General features: G+C 33.7%; 25 protein-coding genes and 1 tRNA gene. 14 read left to right on the forward strand and 12 right to left on the reverse strand.

The window, feature by feature from the left end; translation table 11 throughout:
• Positions 1-61: 61 nt before the first annotated feature.
• The 7 genes from hemW (at position 62) to HHX25_RS06860 (ending at position 6040) form a co-directional block, all read left to right on the forward strand.
• The gene (hemW, locus tag HHX25_RS06830; RefSeq protein WP_169671506.1) at positions 62-1216 is read left to right on the forward strand and encodes a radical SAM family heme chaperone HemW; all 1155 of its coding nucleotides are present in this window, start codon (positions 62-64) and stop codon (positions 1214-1216) included.
• A gap of 138 nt (positions 1217-1354) precedes the next feature.
• Entirely contained in the window at positions 1355-2104 is a 750-nt protein-coding gene (locus tag HHX25_RS06835; protein ID WP_169671507.1) for a cyclase family protein, read from the forward strand.
• Positions 2105-2713 (forward strand): DUF4230 domain-containing protein, encoded by a 609-nt coding sequence (locus tag HHX25_RS06840; protein ID WP_169671509.1) that lies wholly within the window; start codon positions 2105-2107, stop codon positions 2711-2713.
• A gap of 56 nt (positions 2714-2769) precedes the next feature.
• Positions 2770-3132, forward strand: coding sequence for an MmcQ/YjbR family DNA-binding protein (locus tag HHX25_RS06845; protein WP_169671511.1), 363 nt, complete (start codon positions 2770-2772; stop codon positions 3130-3132).
• A gap of 18 nt (positions 3133-3150) precedes the next feature.
• On the forward strand, positions 3151-4020 hold the full coding sequence (locus HHX25_RS06850; protein ID WP_169671513.1) for a LamG domain-containing protein: 870 nt from the start codon (positions 3151-3153) through the stop codon (positions 4018-4020).
• A gap of 375 nt (positions 4021-4395) precedes the next feature.
• Positions 4396-5229: a hypothetical protein gene (locus tag HHX25_RS06855; RefSeq protein WP_169671515.1), complete on the forward strand. Its 834-nt coding sequence runs from the start codon at positions 4396-4398 to the stop codon at positions 5227-5229.
• 232 nt (positions 5230-5461) lie between these two features.
• Positions 5462-6040, forward strand: coding sequence for a PhnA domain-containing protein (locus tag HHX25_RS06860; RefSeq protein ID WP_169671517.1), 579 nt, complete (start codon positions 5462-5464; stop codon positions 6038-6040).
• Positions 6041-6066: 26 nt separating this feature from the next.
• Here HHX25_RS06860 and HHX25_RS06865 read toward each other — a convergent pair whose 3' ends face one another.
• Positions 6067-6543 (reverse strand): GNAT family N-acetyltransferase, encoded by a 477-nt coding sequence (locus HHX25_RS06865; RefSeq protein ID WP_169671519.1) that lies wholly within the window; start codon positions 6541-6543, stop codon positions 6067-6069.
• A 3-nt stretch (positions 6544-6546) separates the two neighbouring features.
• Positions 6547-6978, reverse strand: coding sequence for a YybH family protein (locus tag HHX25_RS06870; protein ID WP_169671521.1), 432 nt, complete (start codon positions 6976-6978; stop codon positions 6547-6549).
• 225 nt (positions 6979-7203) lie between these two features.
• On the opposite strand from HHX25_RS06870, the gene HHX25_RS06875 reads away from it, so the two are divergent.
• Positions 7204-7482 carry a hypothetical protein gene (locus HHX25_RS06875; RefSeq protein ID WP_169671523.1) on the forward strand — a complete coding sequence of 93 codons (279 nt, stop codon included), beginning with the start codon at positions 7204-7206 and terminating at the stop codon, positions 7480-7482.
• A 2-nt stretch (positions 7483-7484) separates the two neighbouring features.
• Here the strand turns inward: HHX25_RS06875 and HHX25_RS06880 are convergent, their stop codons facing one another.
• From HHX25_RS06880 to HHX25_RS06900, 5 genes are all read right to left on the reverse strand, one after another.
• Positions 7485-8585, reverse strand: a complete 1101-nt coding sequence (locus HHX25_RS06880; RefSeq protein WP_169671525.1) for a DUF4407 domain-containing protein — start codon at positions 8583-8585, stop codon at positions 7485-7487.
• 194 nt (positions 8586-8779) lie between these two features.
• Positions 8780-10534, reverse strand: coding sequence for a M56 family metallopeptidase (locus HHX25_RS06885; RefSeq protein ID WP_169671527.1), 1755 nt, complete (start codon positions 10532-10534; stop codon positions 8780-8782).
• 2 nt (positions 10535-10536) lie between these two features.
• The gene (locus HHX25_RS06890) at positions 10537-10902 is read right to left on the reverse strand and encodes a BlaI/MecI/CopY family transcriptional regulator (RefSeq protein ID WP_169671530.1); all 366 of its coding nucleotides are present in this window, start codon (positions 10900-10902) and stop codon (positions 10537-10539) included.
• Positions 10903-10992: 90 nt separating this feature from the next.
• Entirely contained in the window at positions 10993-11853 is an 861-nt protein-coding gene (locus HHX25_RS06895; protein WP_169671532.1) for a DMT family transporter, read from the reverse strand.
• Between the two features lie 129 nt (positions 11854-11982).
• Complete coding sequence (locus tag HHX25_RS06900) at positions 11983-13371, reverse strand: dipeptidase (protein WP_169671533.1); 1389 nt, start codon at positions 13369-13371, stop codon at positions 11983-11985.
• A gap of 158 nt (positions 13372-13529) precedes the next feature.
• Here HHX25_RS06900 and HHX25_RS06905 point away from each other — a divergent pair.
• Positions 13530-13611: transfer RNA gene (locus tag HHX25_RS06905), tRNA-Leu, on the forward strand.
• A 61-nt stretch (positions 13612-13672) separates the two neighbouring features.
• Here HHX25_RS06905 and HHX25_RS06910 read toward each other — a convergent pair.
• Both HHX25_RS06910 and HHX25_RS06915 read right to left on the reverse strand, forming a co-directional pair.
• Positions 13673-14566, reverse strand: coding sequence for an NmrA family NAD(P)-binding protein (locus HHX25_RS06910; RefSeq protein WP_317169070.1), 894 nt, complete (start codon positions 14564-14566; stop codon positions 13673-13675).
• Positions 14547-15101 (reverse strand): nuclear transport factor 2 family protein, encoded by a 555-nt coding sequence (locus tag HHX25_RS06915; RefSeq protein WP_169671537.1) that lies wholly within the window; start codon positions 15099-15101, stop codon positions 14547-14549. Before HHX25_RS06915 ends, HHX25_RS06910 begins: the two co-directional genes overlap by 20 nt.
• A 119-nt stretch (positions 15102-15220) precedes the next feature.
• On the opposite strand from HHX25_RS06915, the gene HHX25_RS06920 reads away from it, so the two are divergent.
• Positions 15221-15637: a winged helix-turn-helix transcriptional regulator gene (locus HHX25_RS06920; RefSeq protein WP_169671539.1), complete on the forward strand. Its 417-nt coding sequence runs from the start codon at positions 15221-15223 to the stop codon at positions 15635-15637.
• Between the two features lie 5 nt (positions 15638-15642).
• Here HHX25_RS06920 and HHX25_RS06925 read toward each other — a convergent pair whose 3' ends face one another.
• Positions 15643-15924, reverse strand: a complete 282-nt coding sequence (locus HHX25_RS06925; RefSeq protein WP_169671540.1) for a hypothetical protein — start codon at positions 15922-15924, stop codon at positions 15643-15645.
• Positions 15925-16391: 467 nt separating this feature from the next.
• Between HHX25_RS06925 and HHX25_RS06930 the strand changes: the two genes are divergently transcribed.
• The 4 genes from HHX25_RS06930 (at position 16392) to HHX25_RS06945 (ending at position 21524) form a co-directional block, all read left to right on the forward strand.
• Positions 16392-16940: a sigma-70 family RNA polymerase sigma factor gene (locus HHX25_RS06930; RefSeq protein WP_205958006.1), complete on the forward strand. Its 549-nt coding sequence runs from the start codon at positions 16392-16394 to the stop codon at positions 16938-16940.
• A gap of 158 nt (positions 16941-17098) precedes the next feature.
• Positions 17099-17740, forward strand: a complete 642-nt coding sequence (locus HHX25_RS06935; protein WP_169671542.1) for a hypothetical protein — start codon at positions 17099-17101, stop codon at positions 17738-17740.
• A 101-nt stretch (positions 17741-17841) separates the two neighbouring features.
• Positions 17842-20232, forward strand: coding sequence for a TonB-dependent receptor (locus HHX25_RS06940; RefSeq protein WP_169671544.1), 2391 nt, complete (start codon positions 17842-17844; stop codon positions 20230-20232).
• A 26-nt stretch (positions 20233-20258) separates the two neighbouring features.
• Positions 20259-21524 carry a DUF4374 domain-containing protein gene (locus HHX25_RS06945; RefSeq protein ID WP_169671546.1) on the forward strand — a complete coding sequence of 422 codons (1266 nt, stop codon included), beginning with the start codon at positions 20259-20261 and terminating at the stop codon, positions 21522-21524.
• A 700-nt stretch (positions 21525-22224) separates the two neighbouring features.
• Here the strand turns inward: HHX25_RS06945 and HHX25_RS06950 are convergent.
• Both HHX25_RS06950 and HHX25_RS06955 read right to left on the reverse strand, forming a co-directional pair.
• Positions 22225-23814, reverse strand: a complete 1590-nt coding sequence (locus HHX25_RS06950; RefSeq protein ID WP_169671548.1) for a PepSY-associated TM helix domain-containing protein — start codon at positions 23812-23814, stop codon at positions 22225-22227.
• Positions 23814-24116 carry a hypothetical protein gene (locus HHX25_RS06955; RefSeq protein ID WP_169671550.1) on the reverse strand — a complete coding sequence of 101 codons (303 nt, stop codon included), beginning with the start codon at positions 24114-24116 and terminating at the stop codon, positions 23814-23816. The genes HHX25_RS06950 and HHX25_RS06955 overlap by 1 nt, the downstream gene beginning before the upstream one ends.
• Positions 24117-24220: the final 104 nt, after the last annotated feature.

Genomic DNA, 24220 nt, shown 5'->3' on the forward strand with positions numbered 1-24220 from the left:
AGTGTTCAGGAGCAGTTTTATAATAATTTAAATATATATATAATTACTGACCACTAAAAAAATGCCAGGAATCTACATCCACATACCATTTTGCAAGCAAGCATGTTATTACTGCGATTTTTATTTTTCAACCTCCTTAAAAAAGAAAAATGAATTGATTCAAGCACTTATAAAGGAGCTGGGGATAAGAAAAGAGGAGCTAAAGAATCAAACTATTGAAACTATTTATTTTGGAGGTGGCACCCCTTCTTTATTGACGATTGACGAATTGCAATTTTTGATTGACGAGATCTATAAAAATTATTCAGTTACAGACAGTCCAGAAATTACATTGGAAGCAAACCCGGACGATTTATCAAATGATTTAATGGTTCAATTATTTAAAAGTCCAATAAATCGTCTAAGTATAGGCATTCAATCCTTTTTTGAAGATGATTTAAAAAGTATGAATCGTGCTCATAACTCCGAAGAAGCAAAAAAATGTTTGCAACTCGCAACGCAATATTTTGACAATATAACAATTGATCTTATTTATGGTATACCCAACATGAGTTTGGAAAAATGGAACGAAAACCTTGAAACAGCCTTTAGTTATGGGGTTAATCATATATCTAGTTATGCGCTCACTGTTGAGCCCAAAACGGCATTGGATACTTTTATAAAAAAAGGAAATTACCCACCAATTGATGAAGCATTGGCACTAAAACATTTTAATTATCTAATCGATAAAACCAAAGCAGAAGGGTTTGTGCATTATGAAATTTCAAATTTTGGAAAACCCCATTATTTTTCAAAGCATAATACCAGCTATTGGCAAGGGAAACCTTATTTAGGTATTGGTCCTTCTGCACATTCGTTTAACGGAAACCAACGGAGTTGGAATGTGTCGAATAACTTAAAATACATAAAGGCCATCCAAAACAATAAACTTCCAAATACAGTTGAAATACTTTCTAAGAAGGATCAGTATAATGAATACATTATGACTGGTTTGAGAACTGTTTGGGGAGTGTCTTTAAATAAAATAGAAAGGGAGTTTGGAAATCTTTTTCTTAAGCAATTAAGAGTATCGTCAGAAAAATTTATAAAAGACGGCTCGCTTGTTGTTGCTAGAGGCCTTGATGAGGACCAAAATAATATAGAGACATTAATAACAACACAAAAAGGTAAATTTTTGGTTGATGGAATTGCCTCAGAACTTTTTATTCTGAATTAGTTTCGGAATCTTTCAAATTAAAATACTACAAAATAGCATTAATATTTCTGGGTTTTTAAAGACGAAAAACAGTATTAAAAAACTTATATTTGGAATTATAGATGTAATTTAAGAGTTCCTTAAATAAATTCAGCATAAATGCTAGCAACCATTCAGTATAATTCAAAAAAACTTCAAATAGATTTGTCGCTACCTATTGATCTTTCAATACCACTTAGCGCATCAAAAAGTAACGTTAATGCGTGGTATATAGATGCGCCAACGATTGAGCCAGCAAAAGATGGAGAGAGAATCATTAGTGTAGAAGAAGGTGCCTGTGTCAATTTTAATAATATCTCTTTTAATCCGCATGCGCATGGTACCCATACGGAATGTGTGGGGCATATTACCGAAAAAGTACACTCTGTAAACCAGAATTTAAAGCGGTTTTTCTTTCTAGCTGAGGTTATAACGGTGGCTCCTGAAAAACTAAATGGAGATTTTGTAATTTCTAAAAAGCAGCTACAATTTGCTATTGGGAATAAAAAAAGAGAAGCCATAGTTATAAGGACGATTCCTAATACTACAGAAAAACTCACTGCGCAGTACTCGCATTCAAATCCGCCTTATCTATTAGAAGATGCAGCTGTTTATTTGCGAGAAAAAGGCGTGAAACATTTATTAATTGATTTGCCTAGTGTGGATAAAGAAAAGGATGAATGCCGATTATTGGCGCATAGCGCTTTTTGGAATACCAAAGGAAAAATACGACTTGAGGCTACTATAACAGAGTTTATTTTTGTGCCAAATAATGTGAAGGATGGTATGTATTTTTTAAACCTTCAAATAGCACCGTTTGAAAATGATGCATCACCTAGTAAGCCTGTTTTATATAAAATAATTGATTAGATGGAAGCACTTTTAGGAATTATTATAGGTGTCTTGGTTACTTTGGGGATTGTTACTTACTTTAAATCATTAAAGAAAAAACAGTTAGTTAAATCCCAATCCGTATTGCTTTTAGACAAAATAAAAAAGGTCTGCAAGTTTATAACAGTAGAAGGTGATTTTGCTGAAATATATCATTATGAAGATGTGAAAGAACGTTTTTTAAAGTTGATTTCCAGTAAAAAGAAAGCTCTGGTCGTTGTAAATGCAAAAGCCCATGTGGGATACGATTTATCTAAAATTGAACTGATAGCAGATAATGATAAAAAGAAAATTTTATTGCAACATTTTCCACAACCAGAGGTGCTTTCAATTGAAACCAATTTGAATTATTACGATAAATCGGATGGTTTATTTAATAAGTTTGAAGCTGCCGATCTAACCGATTTGCATAACGAAGCTAAACATCATATTCAAGATAAAATACCAGAAAGTGGCCTCATTCAAATAGCTCAGAAAGAAGCTTTGGAAACTATTTTGTTAATGGAAACGATTGTAGAAACCATAGGTTGGAAATTAGATTACTCAGCATTAAAAATAGAAGAACAACCTATTAAAAAGCTTCAGTGATAATTGAGATTTTAATTAAAAAAAACTTGTCTATACTGGAATAATAAAAAGAAAATATGCACATAGATCAACTTCGTGAATATTGTTTAAGTAAAAAAGGTACCACAGAAGAATTTCCCTTTGATGAAGAGACATTGGTTTTTAAAGTACTAGGAAAAATGTTTGCGCTGGCTTCCTTGAAGCGTTGGGAAGCTGGAGAGGCTGCCATAAATTTAAAAGCAGACCCAGAATATTCCGAAGAACTTCGAGCAGAATACAATAGCATTCGCCCGGGATTCCATATGAGTAAAAAACACTGGAACACTTTGTATATTCATGAAGGAGAACTACAACCTCAATTAATCAAAGCCTTGATAGATCATTCTTACGATATGGTTGTAAAAGGCATGACAAAAAAGCTAAGAGAGAAATTAATTTAATATTCAAGGAAAAATCAAATGAAAAAGTGCCTCAAAATTATATTGGCAATTACCTTTTTATCTATTGTATCTTGTAAAAATGAAACACCTACATTTCAAGAAAATGAAGACCCAAAACCAAAGGATAAAAAATGGGTGAAAGTTGATTATTTATCCGATGAGTTCATAGGAAACGAATTAGATGTATCAAAATGGCAAAAGGAGCCTGTTGGAAATGACTGGACTTGGATAGGTAGACCTCCAGGTCTTTTTAAAGCTAGTAATGTAAAGGTAGAAGATGGCAAGTTGCAGGTAACCGTTGGTAAATTAGACACTATTGTTAATATAAATGGTAAAAAATTCACACACCAGGGAGGTATAGTAAGGGCATTAAAACCTGGAAATGTTGGCTGGTATTTTGAGTGTAAAATGAAAGCTAATAAAACCGTTATGTCATCTACTTTTTGGTTGATGTCTAAATATAATTGCGAGAAAAAAGAAGAGCTGGATATTCAAGAATGTGTTGGTAGAACTACCGAACTAACAAAAGACTGGGCAAAAGATTGGGATCGAATTTTTCATTCCAATACCATTCATAGAAAAACCGATTGCCATCCAAAAAGCGAGCGAGACGAAGATGCTGTCATACTAGATGAGGCAAATCATAAGAGGTATTATGTATATGGGGCCTGGTGGAAATCGCCAACCGAAATTCTTTGTTATTTAGATGGTAAATTTATGTATAAATTGAATCCTACGATCGAGTGGGATACACCAGCTTTTTTACACATGGCCATAGAAACGTACAATTGGAATCCCATTCCTGAAGATGGCGGTCTTGTTGAGAGCGGAACCCTAGAAGAAAGAACCACTAAATACGATTGGGTGCGTACTTGGAAATTAGAATAATATTTATTGAACGTATCTTGGTTTTTTAGTGTTTATAACCAAAAACGAGATAACATTTATCCAGGTGAAATACTTTTTGAAGGGCATAGCATCACTAAGCGTAGGAAGAATTGATCGAGTTAAATCGAAGCTTGATTTTGTAAACATATGTTAATCAATTTGATATAAAGGTAAAATAAATTGCTTATTGAGTACGTAAAATGTGATCAACATGTTAATTGCACGTTTTTTTATTGTATATTTAAGTATTCTCAATTCTCCATATCATTATTTTTCATTATTACGTAATAGGTTGTCCTAAATCTTTTTACAGCCCCATAATCTTAAAGTTGTATTGACTAATTCAAATATATTAACTTTAAATTCTAACAGATTATGAAAACAACCAACCAATTTTTTACAGCTGTTTTAGCAATGCTATTATTGTTTAGTACCTCTATGATTTTTGCACAGGAAGAAGAAGCTCCAAAAGGCCCTAAGTTTATTACAGTAACTACCATGCATTGGAACATGGATATGGAAGATTTTGATATAGAGGCATGGAAAGCTATTGAAAAAGAGTTTTTAGACAAAGTAACCATGAAAAATGAATTTATTATGGGGGCATCTACTTATTTGCATTTATTTACGGCAGATAATACAGAGCTTATTTATGTGCAAACATTTGCATCGTGGGAAGATATGGGGAAATTTGGCGATAGAAATGGTGAATTAATAAAAGAAGCTTGGCCCGATGAAACCGAAAGGGAAGCATTCTTTAAAAAGCGTATGGCATATTATGCTAATGAGCATTCGGACGAAATTTATGCCACCATGCCTGGTACTAAGTTAATGGCCGAAAAGCCAACTAAAGATATGGTGACCTATGTTAGGAAAAATCATTTTTCATTTCCAGAAGATGGTACTCAGGAAGAGTTCATGGCGTTGAAAAAAGAAGGGTTTGATACTATTATTAATAAAAATGAATATATAAAAGCCTATTATCCGCATGTGCATGCTTGGGGATCTGATAGAACAGAATACGTAGAAGCCTTTTTCTTGGATTCTATGGGAGATTTAGATAAAATGTATGATAGGAATTCCGAACTTATGAAAGAAGCATTTCCAGACGAAGAAGCCAGAAAAGCAAAAGGTAAAGCATGGAGAAACTATTTTACAGGTGTTCATGGCGATTATTTATATACATGGGTACACGGTCTTTCTAAATAGTTTTTTTAACAATATTTAAATAATTGAGGTATTTGAATAGCTTGTCATTAATAGGTTAAATAGACGTAGTAATCTTTTGGACTGAATTTAAAATCAAACCAAAAATTACGATTTATATAAAATCTTGCATGACATGGGATTAAGCTTTTTGGATACCTTTTTTATTTGTCACAATTCTAAACTTGTAGAACCCTTTATTAAAACGTATTATTGCAGAAATTAAAGGCAAATCATGAGCGTATTACAAACATTGCAGGAAAGAAGCAACAATACCTGCGAATTATGTACTTCTACCGAAAACCTACAACAATATACCATTCCACCATCATTAAACGAAAATGTAGCTAATGATGTGTTGATTTGCAAAACCTGTTTAGATCAAATTGAAGGCCATGTAGATATAGATGTTAACCACTGGAGATGTTTAAACGATAGTATGTGGAGCGAGTATATAGCTGTACAGATTATGGCTTGGAGAATGCTTCAAAGATTACGTAACGAAGGATGGCCGCAAGATTTGTTGGACATGATGTATTTAGATGATGAGGCTTTAAGCCTGGCCCGTGCAACAGGCGAACATGAAGATGAAGCAAACAAGATTATTCATAGAGATGTTAATGGTGTTGTTTTAGAATCTGGAGATTCTGTAGTTCTGGTAAAAGACCTAAAAGTAAAAGGGTCTAGCATGGTTGCGAAACAAGGCACTGCCGTTAGAAATATTCGTTTAGATCGTGAAAACGCTGAGTATATAGAAGGTAAAGTTGGGGCACAACAGATAGTCATTATTACCAAGTACGTTAAGAAATTATAATTAAGCTGACCACCTTTAAGATTAACTTACTCCAAATCCAAATTTTCGATATCCAGGCGCATATTGATCATATGTTTTTTAAATCCTACTTTCTCGTAGGCTTTAATAGCAGGTACATTAACGTCATAAACATCTAATCTAATTTCGAAGATATTTCGGGTTTTACACCATTTTAATAAAGCATCAATAATCATTTTGTTAAGGCCCTGCCCTCTATGGTCTTGGGAAACAAACATAAAACCTAAGTAACCCTGATAAGCATGTTTTAAATAATGTCTGTCGGTTTTAATTTTGGCATATCCAGAAGCAACGATATCTTCGTTAGATTCAGCAACAAAGACTTCAGAATCTGGACTAGTTATTAATTCATTGATATCATAGTAGTTGATAGCCCCATTTTTTATTGTTGGATCAAAAGGACGTTCTGCAGTAATAACTCCTTGCTCAAACTTTAATAAGATAGGTAAATCGTTTAATGTGGCTTTTCTAACAGTTATGGACATGATTTAACTAGAAGTATCGGCAATGATTTTCCATTTGCCATCAATTTTTTTAAAAATAATCATAAAGATACCATCGGCATTTCCAACTTCACGTTTTAAATGATATTCTCCCAAAACATAATAAGCACCTTCTGCAATTTTGGTAACAGTATTTATTCTATAGTTTAATTTGCCTGTATGATCTTCTGTTGGGTATGCCCTTTTGTATCTGTCTAAAGTGTTTTCCCACCCATGGGTAATTCCATTACTACCATAAAATTTAAGCGAATCGCTTTTCCAATAACCTTCCATGAATTCTTCAATATTATTATCAGACCATGCAAGACGCTGTTTTTTCAATACTTTAAGAATGGCTTTTTTGTCTTGCTCTTCAGACGTTTGGGAATAGCCATTAAAAATAGAAACTAAGCAAATTAATAATACTAATTTTTTCATTACTGATTAATTAAAACATTTTATGAAGGTAAAAGTAACGAAATATTGATATTAATTCAGGTAACTTGTCGATGAAATTGGCACATAGGTTTTTTTCATCCAAAGTTGAAACCGATTGATCGAAAAAATAATATTTAAACTTTGAACTTCTATACTTTTGCTTTGTTATCAGTTTGATTAGTCTCCCTCAGATCTATCGTTTAACAATTTAAAATATTTATTATTATGGATTTAAGAATCTCTAACTGCAACAATTTTTTCAAAATTAAAGGTATTCTAAACAAAAATAGTTTAGAAGTATTTCAAAATGAATTCAATAACATTTTTGAGAAAGTAAATAACCTAACTATTAGTATTCAAGATATAGAAAGTATGGATCGTTATGGTGTTAATGCATTGGCAGCACTTCATAATGAAGCCATTCAAAAAAATAAAAGCTTATCAATTATAGGTTTAGGGTGTAAAGACTTATATAATCATTTTAAAGCGGAAAACGCTGCGTAGAATTAGAAGGCGTTTTTTTGATGTTTAAAAAATGCATCGGCTTGAAGTTGCATAAGCTCTCTCACTTTTTTGCGCTTATAAGTATATAATTCGTCTTCTTTTTCTATGTCACCATAAATACGGTCGTTAATGGCATGATCTGTTTTTAAAAGAGCCTCTCTCTGGTTTTTATTTTGAAGGACATTCGTTTTAATGGCTGTTTCTTGGTCTTCTAACCTAAAATCGTACGCACTTTTAGGAGCTAATAATTTTGCAATGATTGGGGACGTTTCAATTGCTAAAAACAACAAGAAGATGAAAAAGGAGGGTAGCCAAGGCAACTTGCCTAATGCATTTACGCGGGCCATTAAGCCACCAAAATTATTAATAATGGGTTGCGATGTTACAATTTGGGTTTCATAATCACCTTTAAGGGCAGCTATTTGAGTTTCCTTAGAGGTGATCTTAGCTTTGTTCTCGGCCTTTAATACTTGTAATTCGGCTAGTAAAGCGTCGTGTTTTTCTCTTTTTTCTTTGTAAACAGGTCCTTTTCCTAACAATTTAGTGCCAGCAGTACCTTCGGCTTCAGCAATGTAAGTGTCGTATAATTGGTTTACCTCGGCTTCCTTACTATTTATTTCATTTTGTAAATTGGTTATATCGCTTTCAAGTGCCGTGATATTAGGCGTGAATTGCTCGGCAATTTGATTTTTATTTGCTAAGGTTAATGCGTTTTTTTGTTCTAAAAGTACCTGGTTGATTTCTTTTTCAAAAATCTTTAATTCCAAGGGTTTAGAAATAACAATGGCTATAATAATAGCTAATATGATCCTGGGTGATGCTTGTAAGAGTTCGTCTGTGAAATTCCCCGTTTTTTTTATAGTAGAAACAATATACCGATCTAAATTAAAGATGAGCAACCCCCAAATAAAGCCAAAGGCTATAGCAACAAAAAGATTGTCGAAAACAGTATAAAGCGCATAACTGCCCGCAATGGCAGCCATTAATGCTGTGAAGAAAACAGTCGCACCAATACCAGCATATTTGTTTTGTTCGCCTTTAGAACATTGTTCTAAAATATCGGTATCTGACCCTGAACAGATTATAAAAAATTGTTTTAACATATTCGTTTGATTTGATTGACTGACTATTAGAACGTCAAGGCGATCAAATTGTTACATGTTTGATGCAAAAAAAGACCAGTCAGGTTTTAAAAACCTGACTGGTCTGCTAATAAAATTTATATTCTTTTAAATATAGCTGCCGTTTCTTTGTTGTTTGGTGTTATTGATATGAAATTCCCCTTTTTTAATATACTCTATTCGTATCCTTTTCGAACTGGATAAGGTAAATTTGGGAAAATTTCAGCATTAATTTTTTCTTCGTTACTTAATTGCTTATAAAGCGAATATAAAAGCTGTATCTCTGGACGAGAGTAACGTTGACCACTAGAGTTAGGATTATTGTATTTTTTAGCTAAGGCATTATATTTTTCAACTTTTTCTGAAACCGTTTTGTTTTCCAGAATTTTTACTTTGTCTTTTGTTGGTAAAGCAGGGGCTTTAGGCGGATTATAATCCTTAATTTCTTTATCTGAAAAATTAGTATACAGGTTATCTAATTGAGTTTTTAGAATACGTAATTCTGAATTGTCTGAATGATTTGAGGTTGAAAAAACATCAATTTCGTTAACATATTTAATTAGAAGTCTATGGTAATCATTAAAATTCTGTTTTAGAATGATGTGTTTAAACCCTTCTTTTGTATATAGAGAACATCCATTTGGAGTAAAATTTTCATTTTTATTTTTGCGAGGTTTATTTGAGGTTAGCCTAAAATAAACAATATCAGAAGGAGTGTAATTGCTTAATTCGGTATTAGTCATCCGTAAACCATCTAAAGAGATTGTTAACTCAGTCGAATTTTTCCAAGAATCTAATTCGGATTGTGTAGGGTGTTTTAATTTTATTTTGCCAGGGTTAAAACTTCTTAAAAATGTTTCAGGATATTTTTTTACTGTCGCTCTTTGTGCATCGGTCATGAGAGAATAAATAGCAGCAGCCCTTTTAAGTTTATCATGATGGATGCTTTTAGTGTTTTCATATTCGGTCATATAATCATTGTATTCTTTCATCATGTTTTCTGTAGCTCCTTCTATTGATTGGTTGTCTTGAAGACTTATTTCTTCAATAGATTGAGGTTTTTCGACGGTAACTTTTTGGCTAAAACCATAGATAGATAAAGCTAGTATTGGTAAAATAAGAAAGCTTCTTAAAAATAATGCTGTTTTTGATGTTTGTGTTTTCATAATTGTAAGTCGTTTTTTGATTAATGAATAATTGATGGCATTTGACAAGCTATACTGTTTTGCATTTGATGAGAATGCTAATAAAATATTTTGATAATTTGATGTGTCTAAACCAGATTTTAAGACAGTATGGTCTGCTAAAAACTCATGATTTAGCTTGATGTCTTTTTTTATGAAATAAAGCAATGGATTAAACCAAAATACTATTTGAATAATTTCTATAAATAAAATATCTAATGAGTGTTTTTGCCTTGCATGAATTTGTTCATGCAATAAAATTTCTGTTGGAATAGTATGTTGCTCAAAGCTTGTTTTATTAATAAAAATGTAATTAAAAAAGGTATGAGGTATTACAGGATCTTGTAGTAATACATGAATAAAACTTTCATGTTTATATTTTGGATTATGACTGATTTTCTTGATCAATAGATACAAATTCTTAAAGAATCTAGATGAGAAAAGAATAACACCAAAGCCATAAAGAGACCATAAAATATAGGGCAAATAATCATGAGATATTTTGGTTTCTTCAATCTCATAATTTGGAATATTTGCGTAATTTAATGGTAGTGATGTATCTACTAGTAATGGTTGTGTTTCAATGTAGTTCGTAAACGTTATAAAGGGGATGCCAATTGAGATTAGAATAATACCAACTAAGTAAATACGCTTAAATTTATGAGCACTTGTTTGTTCTAAACAGATTTTATAGAATAACATAAAAATAGCTAAACAAGCGCTAGATTTTAATAGTAATAAAAGCATAGCTATTTATTTTTAATTTCGTTATCAATTATTTTTCTTAAGTCTTCTAGCTCTTCTTTTGTAAGGCTGGTTTCTTTAGTAAAAAAAGAAGCAAATTGAGAAGCACTATCGTTAAAAAAGTTTTTTATAAGACCGTTTACGTGTTTAGAGAAATAATCTTTCTTTTTAACTAAAGGATAATACTCGCGAGACTTTCCAAATAATTTATAGGCGATAAAACCTTTGTCTGTCATACGCTTTAAAAGTGTTGCGACCGTTGTTGTAGCTGGTTTAGGATCTGGATAAGCATCTAGTAAATCTTTCATAAAAGCTTTTTCTAGTTTCCAGAGGTAATTCATCAAGTCTTCTTCGGTTTTTGATAATTGCATATTCTACATATTTAGAATTAACTCTACAAATGTAGAGTTAATATTTGTATTCTACAAACGTAGAGTTAATTTTAATTTGATTATTTTAAATTAACCTTTCCTAGACCGAATACTCTCTATAATAACAGTTGATAGAATTAAAGTACCTCCAATATAGGTATTGAAAGCGGGAATTTCATTTAAGAAAATATAGGCTAGAATAATACCATAGATGGGTTGTGTACTCAAAATGATACTGGCCGTGCTTGCTGAAAAGCGTTGTAAACTTTTAATAAATAATGTATGCCCGATAGCTGTTGCCAGAAGTGCTAATAATATAATGTATGGGTATTCTGCATTAATATTTGAGGTATCCATAAAATATAGTATGGGTGAAAACACAATGGTTATTACCAAAAGTTGATACATCATTACCATTGTGCCATCATACTTTAAAGAGCCTCGTTTTAGGATAATGTTGCGCAGCGAGAAAAATAATGCTGAAATAATACCCCAAACAATGCCTTCAAAATCGGAATTCTGTATGTTAAACTCTGGGGCCAATACATATATACCAATTAAAACTAATAGGGCTAAAAGCAAATGGACTTTGTTAAACTTGGTTTTTGTAAGTATGGGTTCTAAAATCGTGGTAATTGCTGGAAATGTAAACATAGAGAGCATACCAATAGATACATTGGATACTTTTACAGAGTGGAAATAGGTAATCCAATGTATCCCTAGAAATATGGCACTAAAAAAGAATGTACGCTTATCTCTGTTTGTGTAAAGCTTTAGATTTATTTTTTTAATTCGACAAAAGATGTAAATAATAATTAGTGCCAATGCAGAACGCCACCATATAATGACTGCAGCTGGCATATCTATATGTTTTCCTATGACAGCAGCAGAACTTATAAGAAGTGTTGCGAAACTAAGTTCTAATAGGTTTTTTATATGCTGATTTTTCATAGATTGTTCTGGCTTGTGTTAGCGATTGTAGCGATTAGCTTTTGGTGAGGTACGCATCGAGCCAAAACTACTAGTGTAAAGCACGACCGCTTGCTCTGAGCGTTGTCGAAGAGTGTGGTAACACCCAAATTATTTTGATAGTTCGGTAAAATATTTATAAAATAATGGAATGGTTTCGATGCCCTTCAAATAATTAAAAATCCCAAAATGTTCGTTTGGTGAGTGAATAGCATCACTATCTAGACCAAAGCCCATAAGTATGGTTTTGCTTTTTAGTTCTTGTTCAAAAAGTGAGACAATAGGAATACTGCCCCCGCTACGTTGCGGGATAGGCGTTTTGCCAAAGGTATCCTGATAGGCTTTACTTGCTGCTTGATAACCGATACTATTTATAGGTGTTACGTAACCCTGACCACCATGATGAGGGGTTACTTTTACTGTAACGCCTTTAGGAGCGACACTTTCGAAATGTGTTTTAAATAATTGCGTGATTTCTTTCCAGTCTTGATGTGGTACCAGACGCATAGAGATTTTTGCATAGGCTTTACTAGCAATAACAGTTTTAGCACCTTCGCCTGTATAACCACCCCAAATACCATTAACATCTAGAGTAGGGCGGATGGAATTACGTTCGTTGGTAGTATAACCTGTTTCACCATAAACATCATGAATATCCAAGGCTTTTTTGTAAGTATCTAAACTAAAAGGTGCTTTAGCCATTTCTGCACGTTCTTCTTTAGAGAGTTCTTCTACTTTATCATAAAACCCTGGGATAGTAATATGGTTGTTCTCATCATGAAGCGATGCAATCATTTTGGTTAAAACGTTAATGGGGTTGGCTACAGCGCCTCCATACAATCCCGAATGTAAATCGCGATTAGGTCCTGTAACTTCAACTTCTACATAGCTTAATCCACGTAGCCCAGTGGTAATAGATGGTACATCTTGAGCGATCATGCCTGTATCTGAAATTAAGATGACATCATTCTTTAATTTGTCTTGATTGTTTTTTACAAACGTTGCCAAATTAGCACTACCCACTTCTTCTTCACCTTCAATCATAAATTTTACATTGCACGGTAATTGGTTTGTAGAGATCATAAACTCTAAAGCTTTTACATGCATATATAATTGTCCTTTATCATCACAGGCACCTCGAGCAAAAATAGCCCCTTCGGGGTGCCATGCCGTTTTTTTAATTACGGGTTCAAAAGGTGCTGAATCCCAAAGGTCTAAAGGATCTGGCGGTTGTACATCGTAGTGTCCATAAACCAATACAGTAGGCAGGTTTTTATCGATAGTTTTTTCACCATAAACGATGGGATATCCCTCTGTTTTACAGATTTCAACCATATCGCACCCTGCATTTTCTAAGCTGACTTTAATGGCCTCGGCTGTGTTTAAAACATCATTTTTATAAGCAGAATCGGCACTTATAGATGGTATTTTAAGCAGTTCGATTAATTCATTTAAAAATCTGTCTTTATGGTCTTTTATATAAGTTTGGATATTATTCATGTAGTAATTGTATAGTTTGCTCAAAAGTATGAAAAAAGAATGTTTTTAATGATTCATACCAATTTGATTGCGATAATGATTTTATCAATTAATTTTGTAATTAAATTGGTGTATCAGGTTTGCAATTTAAAAATCTTGTTTATATTTGCATTCCTTTTGCGGGCGTGGTGGAATTGGTAGACACGCTAGACTTAGGATCTAGTGCCGCGAGGTGTGAGAGTTCGAGTCTCTCCGCCCGCACTTTATAAAGGAAAGCTTCTTGGGAACGGGAGGCTTTTTTATTGTTATAAATTGTTTGTTTTTAAATAAACTTATTTCGAATAAAATCCACAAGGCTCGTTGGTGTATGCGCTTCTAAGGTTCGAGGGGTTGCATAGGCACCGTTAGGGTCACCCAATGCGTTATAGAGGTCGATCAATTCTTTTTGAACGGTGTCATTAGCACCAAATTGAGCAAATTGATTTTTTATATCGTCATAAGTTATCTGTTTATATACAATCTCTTGCTGTAACTCCTTCGAGAAAATTTCTGCCGCCTTCTTAAGTGTAATGTTGCTTGGACCCATAACATTTCTGGTCCATTGCCCAGCCCAATGTGCGTCCATAAGATATTCTGCTGCCAAATCTCCAATATCGTCTGCACTTACAAATGGAATATCATGATCTGCGGCATACGGAAAGGAGAAATAACCATTTTCAAGAATATCATTCTTTTGTAATAAGAAGTTTTCCATAAAGTAGCCAGGCCTTAAGAAAACTACATTCGATGCAACTTCTTTAAATGCTTTTTCCAGATTTCCTACATAAGTTACAGTTCCCAGATTATCGGAAGCTCCAGCACCTAGAGAAGAAATAGCTACGACACGGGAAATCTTATTTTCTTTAATGGCAGCTACTCCCGCAGCAATAATACGATCATACCATTCTTTTAGGCTTGACACTCCAAGTACTGGTGGCACAAGCCAGAAAAATGCATCTGCTCCTTTTGTGTGTGCTACGACCTGCTCTGCGTTACTCATATCGACTTCATATGATGAAGAATTATGGATTTTCAAATTTTTTAAAGCGTTCAGTTTGTTCCCTAATAATATAACTGAATGATTTTCTGAACCTACTTTTTTTGCGATACGGCTGCCTATATTACCTGCGGCTGCCCCGATTACTATTTTCATAATTTTATTTTTTAGGTTTGTCATTAAACATTTTATTCACCTCTTTATGACTTCCCATAGCAGATATCGCCATGGGATTCCAGTATTCCTTATAGTGAATGATTTTTCCTTTTTTAAGTTTTATACAGGCGACATAATCTTGTTGGTATAGTTGATTTGTCGATGGGATAATCACTTCTCCATGAAATTCGGCCCATATGATATGATTTTGTGATACATAACTTTTCACTTGAGAGAACGCTATATCGGGCATATTAGCAAGTGCGCCTTTTAAGTAATTGCCATATTGTGTTTTGTTCAATAAAGAAGGCGTACCCAAAGAATGTGCATACGGATATTCAATAATGGCTTTTTCATCAAAAAGTTCAAGTACATTTGCAGCACCCAAATTAAAGGCTTTCAATAGGTCTTGAACTATTTTTTCTGGTTTCTTTTCATTTGTTTTTATAGTCTTATTAGTTGTTTCGGTTTGCTTTTTTTGAGCTTGAACCGAATACATATCTGTCAGAAATAAGGCAATTAAGATTACCAGTACTGGATTGAATGTTTTTGTTTCCATCTTATTTTCTTTTTAATTTCTTATTATTTTACAAATTTATGTGGTATACTTGTATTGCACAAGAGGGCACTAAATAGTGCATAACTTACTTTTAGGTAGTAAATGAATAAACAATAGTAATGGAGGCGGAAAAAAAAATAAAAAAAATTTCATACTTGGAATCTTTGAATGCCAGAACCGTTTTTGATGAGAACTGTATTATACAGGTATCTTTTGCATTGATAGCCGATAAATGGACTTTATTGACTTTAACTACTTTGATGCAAGGCACAAAACGGAATAGTGATCTTCAAAAACAGGTTGTTGGTATTTCTCCTAAAATGCTATCACAGACACTGAAAGCACTACTGAAATATGGAATGATTTCACGAAAAGTATATCCTGAAGTTCCACCTCGCGTGGAATATACTCTAACAGAGTTTGGAGCAAGCCTTGTTGAGCCATTGTCTGGTTTCTACAATTGGTCAGTGGATTGGGAGGATAAGCTTCGCGCTGTTTACAAAAAAACAAAGGGAAAAAATGAGTTGCTGATTTAACTTCACTATTTACTAAGATACTGGCTTTTTATTTGAACCGCTGCAAAAGCTCCAAAAATCAGCGTCATCACAGGGAAAGCTCTTTTTATATATGATTGAAGTATATAGGAAGAGACTGGCTTAACCCCTTTTTTGATAATCTCCTTTTCAAGCTTTTTTAGAAGTTTAATATCTCCTTTATTATTATTCAACTCCTCTTTAGCTATAAGCTCATCGTAGAACAACCTGTTATTGATTTTGTTGTGTTTGTTACTAGGAAACAGCAAAAGCCCTCCTTTCTTTTTCAACTTAAATCGATATTTCTTAGAGATTAATTTATTCACATAATGAAACAGAATTAGTTGAACAAGCCCCCATCTGAGTTCCCCAAATTAGAAATATGTAGGGCATGTATTTGCTCTTTATTGACAACAACATTGGAATCGCTGTTAGGAATAGGATGGTATGATGAATATAAGTTGGATTCCGAAACCTTTTAGGTCTTTATAAACAAAGTTTTTTGGCAATAATTGGTTGTGTGCTTTTTCGGCATTTTAAAAAAGTTAGGTTCAGGTTACAGAAAATTGAAAAACAACTTCCAAAAGAAATAAAGCGTTTTCATCAAAGGTGCTATATGAGAATTTTAACAAGATTTATCATGATGTAAAGTCAATGTTTATAGGTAATTAAAAGGGAGCCGTATAAAAGTAAAAATACGATTATTTGGAATTGTTCTAAATAAGATTACCTTTGGCAAAAAAAATTGCTGGAATAATTGTCATTTCAAAAGCCAAATATTACAACTCTTCGTATCACCGACTTTAAAACTCCTAAAAAGTTTGAAAAGGTATACAATATCTATTGGGAAAAAGTCTATGCCATTTGCTATAACAATACTAAAAAAGTTGAGTTGGCTCAGGGCATGACCCAAGAAATATTTAAATCGCTTTGGGAACGACGAGATAGTTTACAGATAAAGAACATTGAAAATTATTTGGCACGTGCCGCAAAACTAAAAGTTTCGGAATATTATAGGAACAAGGCCATCAAGGAAAAAAATTTGAACAAAGCCTGTGAGAATTATTGCGATGCGGCCAATTGTACGGAAAACGATGTCTCTTTTTCATTATTGGTTGAAGAATTGGCTGTTTTGGTAGATAAATTGCCATGTCAATGCCGAAATGTATTTAAGATGAGCCGCGAACAAGGATTGAGCAACAAACAAATAGCGTCTCAATTACAAATAACCGAACGGGCGGTGGAATATCATATCAGCAAAGCCTTAAAGTTTTTAAAATCAAACTTAAGTGTACAACCTATATGATTCAAAGCTTCTAGCATGTCTAGGCTTATTTTATAGCTTAGGAATTTTCCAATAAACTAAAAAAAATACACTTTATACTTCGGTAAAACAGAAGTTATGCTACTACTATAATGAAGCATTAAATACAGCTCTAAATTCAACCCAAAAATTGAACGCAAATGCAAGTAGACGATAAACTTTTGGAAAAGTATTACAAGGGGCATTGTACCAAAGCCGAAAGGGAGGCTGTTGAACAATGGTTGGCATCGGACACTTTTGACGATGTGCCTTTACAACTTTCCAATAAAGCAGAAAAAGAAGTCCATAAACAACAAATATGGCAACAAGTATCACAAGTTTTTAACGTACCTACTGTTTTGTATAAAAAAATAATCAGTTATGCGGCGGCATGCATTATTCTGTTGTTTATAGGCTATAAATCAATGCTCATTTTTAATAACACAGTGGTAAATCCATCAATGGCAATTAATAATGATTGTGTTGAAAGCAGTAAGCAAATTCCTATTAGAGGAACAAACTTCACTTTGATAAACAATGATTGTATTGAAGAAACCATTATTTATTGGAAAAACACAAAAAGTGAAGTTGTCTTTTCTGGCAAAGTAGAAATAAGGCATACAAATACAAGAGCTGTTGCTTATCGAAAGCTTACAGCAAAAAATGCAGGTATAAAACCTGAAAAGGGTTTAAGATATTTTGCTTTCAATGTAAAAGATAAAAATGGAACAGAAAAAACCCATTTAGTGGACGAGGCTGGCTTTAAGGCACATTTTCCCCGATTACAGTTTTTTCTAAGTTAATAATGAATAAATAAAAAAAGCCTAGGTAGTTCGTACCTACCTAGACTGTCCTAAACCATTAAAACGGCCTAGGTTTAACCTTTAACTGTCAACAATTAAAAGTGAACACGCAATATACCAAATATTTGCTATTGGCAACCCTATGTTTATGGGGTTTTATTGGGCACTCCCAAAATAATAGCATTATAATTTCTGGGACAATTAAAACCCAAAACGGAAGTCCTGTAAGTTTTGCCAATGTGAGTTTAAAAAACACTCAACATGGAGCGGTCGCTGATGACTACGGCAACTATAAATTTTCGGGACCCGAAGGAAAATATACCCTTGTCGTATCCTATTTGGGGTTTGCTTCGGTTGAAAAACCGATTAAATTAGAAAAAGGAAAGCATGTAACCCACCATTTTACCTTAAAAGAAGCCTCCAGTGATTTAGATGAGGTCACGGTAATGGGCAAATCAAAATCGCGCCAAACCAAAGAACTTCCTCTGAGCGTTAATGCCATTGAACTAAAAGAACTTTCAAATACCACCTTGAACCTAAACGAGGTACTTAATAAGAGTACGGGAGTTAAAGTTAGGGAACAAGGCGGTATGGGCTCAGACTTTGAATTTTCTATAAACGGTCTTTCTGGCAGGGCTGTTCGGTTTTTTATCGATGGTATTCCTTTAGACGTGATGGGAAGTGGCATGTCTTTAAACAATATCCCCATTAATATTGCCGAAAGGGTCGTGGTATATAAAGGAGTGGTACCCGTTCACCTAGGCTCCGATGCCCTTGGCGGGGCGGTGAACATTATTACCAATCAAAACGTTATGGATTATTTAGATGCCTCCTATAGTTTGGGGTCTTTCAACACCCATAGGTTGTCATTAACAGGGCAGCATAGAAACAAAAAAACAGGATTGGTTCTTAAAGCCTCGGGATTTATCAATTATTCAGATAACGACTATACCATGTACGGGGTGCGTACCATTCGGGTTATCGACCAAGATAATTCAGAGTTCGTTACAGGTGACCACAAAAGGTTTCATGACCAGTACAAAACGGCATTGGGGCAATTAGAATTGGGATTGGTGGATAAATCTTGGGCCGATGTCTTATATATTGGAGGTAGTTATTCCGAAACCGATAAGGAAATTCAGACGGGCACCAATCAAGATATAGTCTATGGCGGAGTAGTGCAAAATGGAAGTGCCTATTCTGGTTCTCTCAGGTATTCTAAAAAAGATATCGTGACAAAAGGAATGGATTTAAGCATTTTCGCCTCGATATCGGAAGATAAATATAAGGTTACCGATACTTTATACAGACAATATTATTGGGATGGTTTTTATTTGGACGACCTTCCCAGTGCCGAACAAGGGGGTGGGGCATCCATATTCCATGTTAAGCGCTCCAAGAAATTCATACGTACAAATTTAAGCTATAAAGTAAGCCCACAACATTCCTTAGGCATTAATTACACCTTTGATAATGTAAAGAACTTTAATTGGGATGCCTTGGATGTAGATGAGGACGACACCCCTGGAAAATTGGCAAAGCACAATATTGGGCTATCGTACCAACAACAATTTTGGAACAAAAAACTCACTAACACTTTTTTTATAAAATATTATGGATTGCAATTAGATGAGCCTTTTGCTTTAGTTGAAGGTTCAAGAGAAAGAGCCATTTTGACCCAATGGAACGATTATACAGGTTACGGTATAGGGTCAAGGTACAATTTCAAAGAAAATTTTGGTCTTAAAGCCTCTTACGAAAAAGCCTATAGATTACAAGAAGTAGGCGAGCTTTTCGGTAACGGATATACAGTTGTTTCCAACAGTGACTTGGGACCAGAAAGCAGTAATAATTATAATTTGGGGCTGTTTTATGGGGCCAATTTTAAAAACCAAAGTCTATTTTTTGAAACAAGTGCTTTTATACGTGATGCTGAAAATTTCATAGCTCCAGTGGCCTATCAATCCAACTCGCGGGTAATACGGTATGAAAACACCTCAAAAGCCTTGGTGCAGGGTGTAGATGCAGAGGTAAAGTACAGTTATGGAAATTTTTTGAATGCCACTGCCAACGTTACCTATCAAAAAACCGTAGACAATACTCAATATCCATTTGGTTCTAATTTGGGCACCGAATCGCCTACTTATAAAAACCAGTTGCCTAATAGACCTTGGTTATTTGGGAATGCCTCCGTTGGAATTGGAAAATCAGATGTATTTAACCAAAAAGGCAATCGCTTGCAATTCAACTGGGATTTTCAATATGTGCACTGGTACTATCTTACTTGGGAAAATTATGGAAACAAAGACAATATAAACACCATTCCAGACCAGTATATTCAAAACGTATCACTTTCCTATTCCTTTAAAGGCGGTAGATACAACATTGCTGTGGAGGGTAGAAATATTACCGACCAATTGGCTTACGACAATTTTAGGCTACAAAAACCAGGTCGGGCTTTTTCAATAAAATTCCGCTATTTTATCAAATAACAAATTACATATCAAATAGGAAAAAAATGAAACAATTATTTAATTATACTATAAAAATGAAACACTTAGTAAAACCCTCTTTTTATGTTAAGGTCTTGTGTGCAATTTTCGCAATAGGACTTATTTCTTGCTCAAAAACTGACAACAGAGGAAGTGAAACTCCTCCTTCTGTAGACGATGGAAAATCTAAATTTGCCATTTGGTTGCAACTGGGTACTTGGCCCAACACCACCCAATATGTTGCAGGGGTGAATGATATCACAACGGGTAGCGTAAGTTTAGATGGTAATGGAGATGAAGTGACCAGTAAGGCCGATTACGGTATAGTTGCCAATGGTGATGGCTACTATTACTACCCAAGCTCTAGTACCGATTTTGGTAAAATGACCAAGTTTGAATATAAAGATGATAAAATGCAAGTGGTAAAAGAAGTGCCGTTTACCTATCAAAATGCTATTAACGACCATTTATGGGTTGATGACACCACTTTGGTTTTCCTAGGATACAATGGTGATTACAACGAGGTTATTTATACCGTTTTAAACACTGAAACCTTAGAAATAAACAATGGCAATCTTGAACTTCCTGCTATTCCAAATGAGTATCTATATCTACAGATTGCCGGTAGTGAATATAACAGCGGTAAAATTTTCCTAACTTTCAATTACACCAAAGAATGGCCAGAAACAGGAGATTTGCCCATTTACTTAGCCGAAATCACTTATCCGTCTATGAATGTTGCTTCAGTAAGTGAAGAAACCCGTACTTTGGGCACTGCTGGTGGTGGTGATATGTGGGAACCCACTTCTACAAAAGACGAATTGAATGATATTTATATGATGCTTGTTCCTTCTTTCGTATATGAAAAAAACAACCCATCTGCTGTATTTCGCATTAAAAATGGAGATAAAACTTTTGATGAAAATTATTTCTTTAATCTTACAGAAACCTTAGGAAGCGAAACAGACGGGATGACCTATATAGGGAATGGAAAAGCCATAATTAGCTACACAGATGGACAAATATCAGAAAACGAATCGTACAGAGGTCGTTTTGCATTAGTCGATTTAAGAACATCCTCATTGGTAAAAAAATTAGAACTTCCCCTAGATAATGCAACTACCGTAAATAGTGTACTGGTAGACAATGGAAAAGCTTATATTATAATAAATACTGAAACTGAAAAAGATTACATATGGGAAGTAGACCCCAGCACCGGAGCCGTAAAACCAGGTATTGAAATTGTTGGTGGTTATGATTATATCTTACGAATTGATAAATTGAAGAAATAGGAAACACTACCATTTCTAAAATTGGTTTTCGTTTTTATTTAGATTTTTTATAAAACCAGTCTATTGAGGCAAAGTCCTTTAGGCTGGTTTAACTAACTGATAGCATTTTAGTCTATTCACTGATTCCATTGTCGACTATTTTATTTCTTGTAGGCTTACCCATATTACAATACTTCAAAAAAGGCGGCACTGTACAAAAATATAGTGGCAAAACAAATACAAAGCTGTTCCTTGTTTTTTAAAATTACGGGGTTGATTATGTGCTTAACGTCCATTTTGGTTTAGGCATAAATGTTTTTATGGAGCTGATTTTTTTGATGACAATATGCAGTCTAGTGGCATTGCTCTTTCCTCTTGTACAACCTAAAAAGAAGTAGATGCCTGCCAACCCAAAACACCTTGAAAAGAACAATTAAATTTTTGTTTAAAAATTTTCTTTGTAAACCTAGATTCAAATTGTAATTAGGCCCGTATAAAAATACGCCTTACCATATTTAACTTCGGCGGCATATTATGCGCTATCACACAATGCTACTCGTTTAGGTTTTGCTTCTCATACTTTTTTGGAAATGGATAGTACATTGGTATTTTGAAAAACATATTAACTAAGCTTCCAAAATAAAGCTTTTAAATAGTTGTATTTTCTTCAATACCAATCTAAGAATTCAAATATTTTCTCTCTTCTAAGCTCTATACCACCTTATTGATCTACCATATCAATAGGATTTTTGTAGAAGGCACTTTGAGTTTTGATTTGTGGTGTAATTTTAAGGTAAAATAGAAAAGACACAGATGCTATAATTATCCATGTTGTGTCCACTAATAAAATATCATATTGATGCTGTTTTAATGTTACCCATAACCAGTTTCCAGAAACTACTCCGTTTATTATTGGTATAAAAAAACCTAAAATAGCACCGAGTAATAAACTGTATTTATTAGTAAGATAATTATCTCTTTTAAATCTAAAAACCAAGATCGCAATTAGCCATGTTATAAAATAAAAGCAATATATGGCAGTCTGTTTGTCTGTAAAATATCCGTTGGAAACCTTTACAAAAATGAATGCTAACGCAGTTACAGGGAGCATGGATAAACAAATAGCAAGGTAAATATGACCTACTTTTGCAGTATAAAGTCTTTGTTTAGTGGTCATACTTTTTTTATTTCTGGCTTCAATCCAAATTAGCACTCCGGTAATAATGACAAAGCAAGTGACCAATGCTAAAATAAAATATATTATTTTTATAGGAAGCCCTCCAAAATTTGCAAAATGTAAACGGTCCATTAGGCGCTGCGTATCTTGAGTATATTTTAAGTTATTCGGGTTTTTTTTCCTTTCAATTTTTCCAGTATATGGATCTAAAATGAAATATCCTAAACCAATAAAACGCTCATTATCTTCGAGTTCTCCAGTTAGGATATATTTCATGTTTGTTCCTCCATAGTTTTTTATAAAACCTCTTTGCAAATGAAAATGGTCCCAACGAGAGGCAGATCTCTTTATAAAATCATTAAAACTAGGTATTTTTTTATCAGATGTTGCAATCCATTCATTATTTACTCTATCGGGGCGCAAATCTTCCATTAATTTGTCCTGATTGTTATTGTATAATATGTTTGCAGGAATCAAGGTAAAAATAGCCAAGCACATATAACAACCAGTAACGGCAAAAATAAACTGAAAAGGAAGCCCAATAATTCCTAGTGCCGTATGCGCATCGGTCCATACGCGTTTTAAAGCTATTTTGGGGTTGAAAGCAAAAAAATTAGGAATGATTTTTTTCCAATGGACTATAACACCAGTGATTATAGCAAATAGAAAAAATAATGCTGCAAATCCAGATAAGTACATGCCAATGTTAGGTAATTGGGCAAAAAAATGTAACCGATATAAAAACTCTCCTAAGCTGTATTGTTCTGAATAAGTGTGAGATTCAACAGAGTTTATGTCTACATATAGGTAATTACTTTGTTTCCCTTTTTTAGAAGCTAAAGAATCCTTGCTAGCCTGCATATAAATGAATGTATGGTCACTTTTACCTTCTATATTTAGCTGCAGGTCTCTACCATTTAACTCATATTTAGTATCTAGTTTTTTTAAAATATGGTCATAATCAATATTATGCCTTTCTATATTTGAAATTTGATGCCCTTCTTCCCAAATCTGTATTTCTTCTTTTATTAATGCAAACGCACCTGCAAAAAAAATAATATATAGAGCCACGCTAATAACAATACCACTTACGGTATGTGTGTTAAAAAATACATTGTAGTTTCTTTTACTCATTATACAAATGGGTTGTTTTGATTTCCTAAATAGTATATTCCAAATAAAACAAACATTATAACAACGTATAATAACCACGCTTTCCAACCATTTTTATATAAAAAGGGAATTATAAGAAGCACCCCCCATAAGATAAATGAAGTAAATATGGATGTAATTAATATTTCTCGATGATTGGGTAACCATAAGGCTAAAGACATATGAAATAATGAGGTAATAATGTAGCCTCCAACAATTCCTGCAGAAATTTTTGCGAATTGATGCCATGGTGATTTTGTAAGGTGTTTTGGATTTGCTGGCATGTTTTAAAATAATAGTTCAAGAATAAAAAAGCCTGAAAATAAAATGATAATATGTTTATAAGCTATTTGTTTTAAAGGGTAGATGATAACAATAAGGCCTAAAA

This window comes from Flavivirga algicola (assembly GCF_012910715.1).
Classification (GTDB): domain Bacteria; phylum Bacteroidota; class Bacteroidia; order Flavobacteriales; family Flavobacteriaceae; genus Flavivirga; species Flavivirga algicola.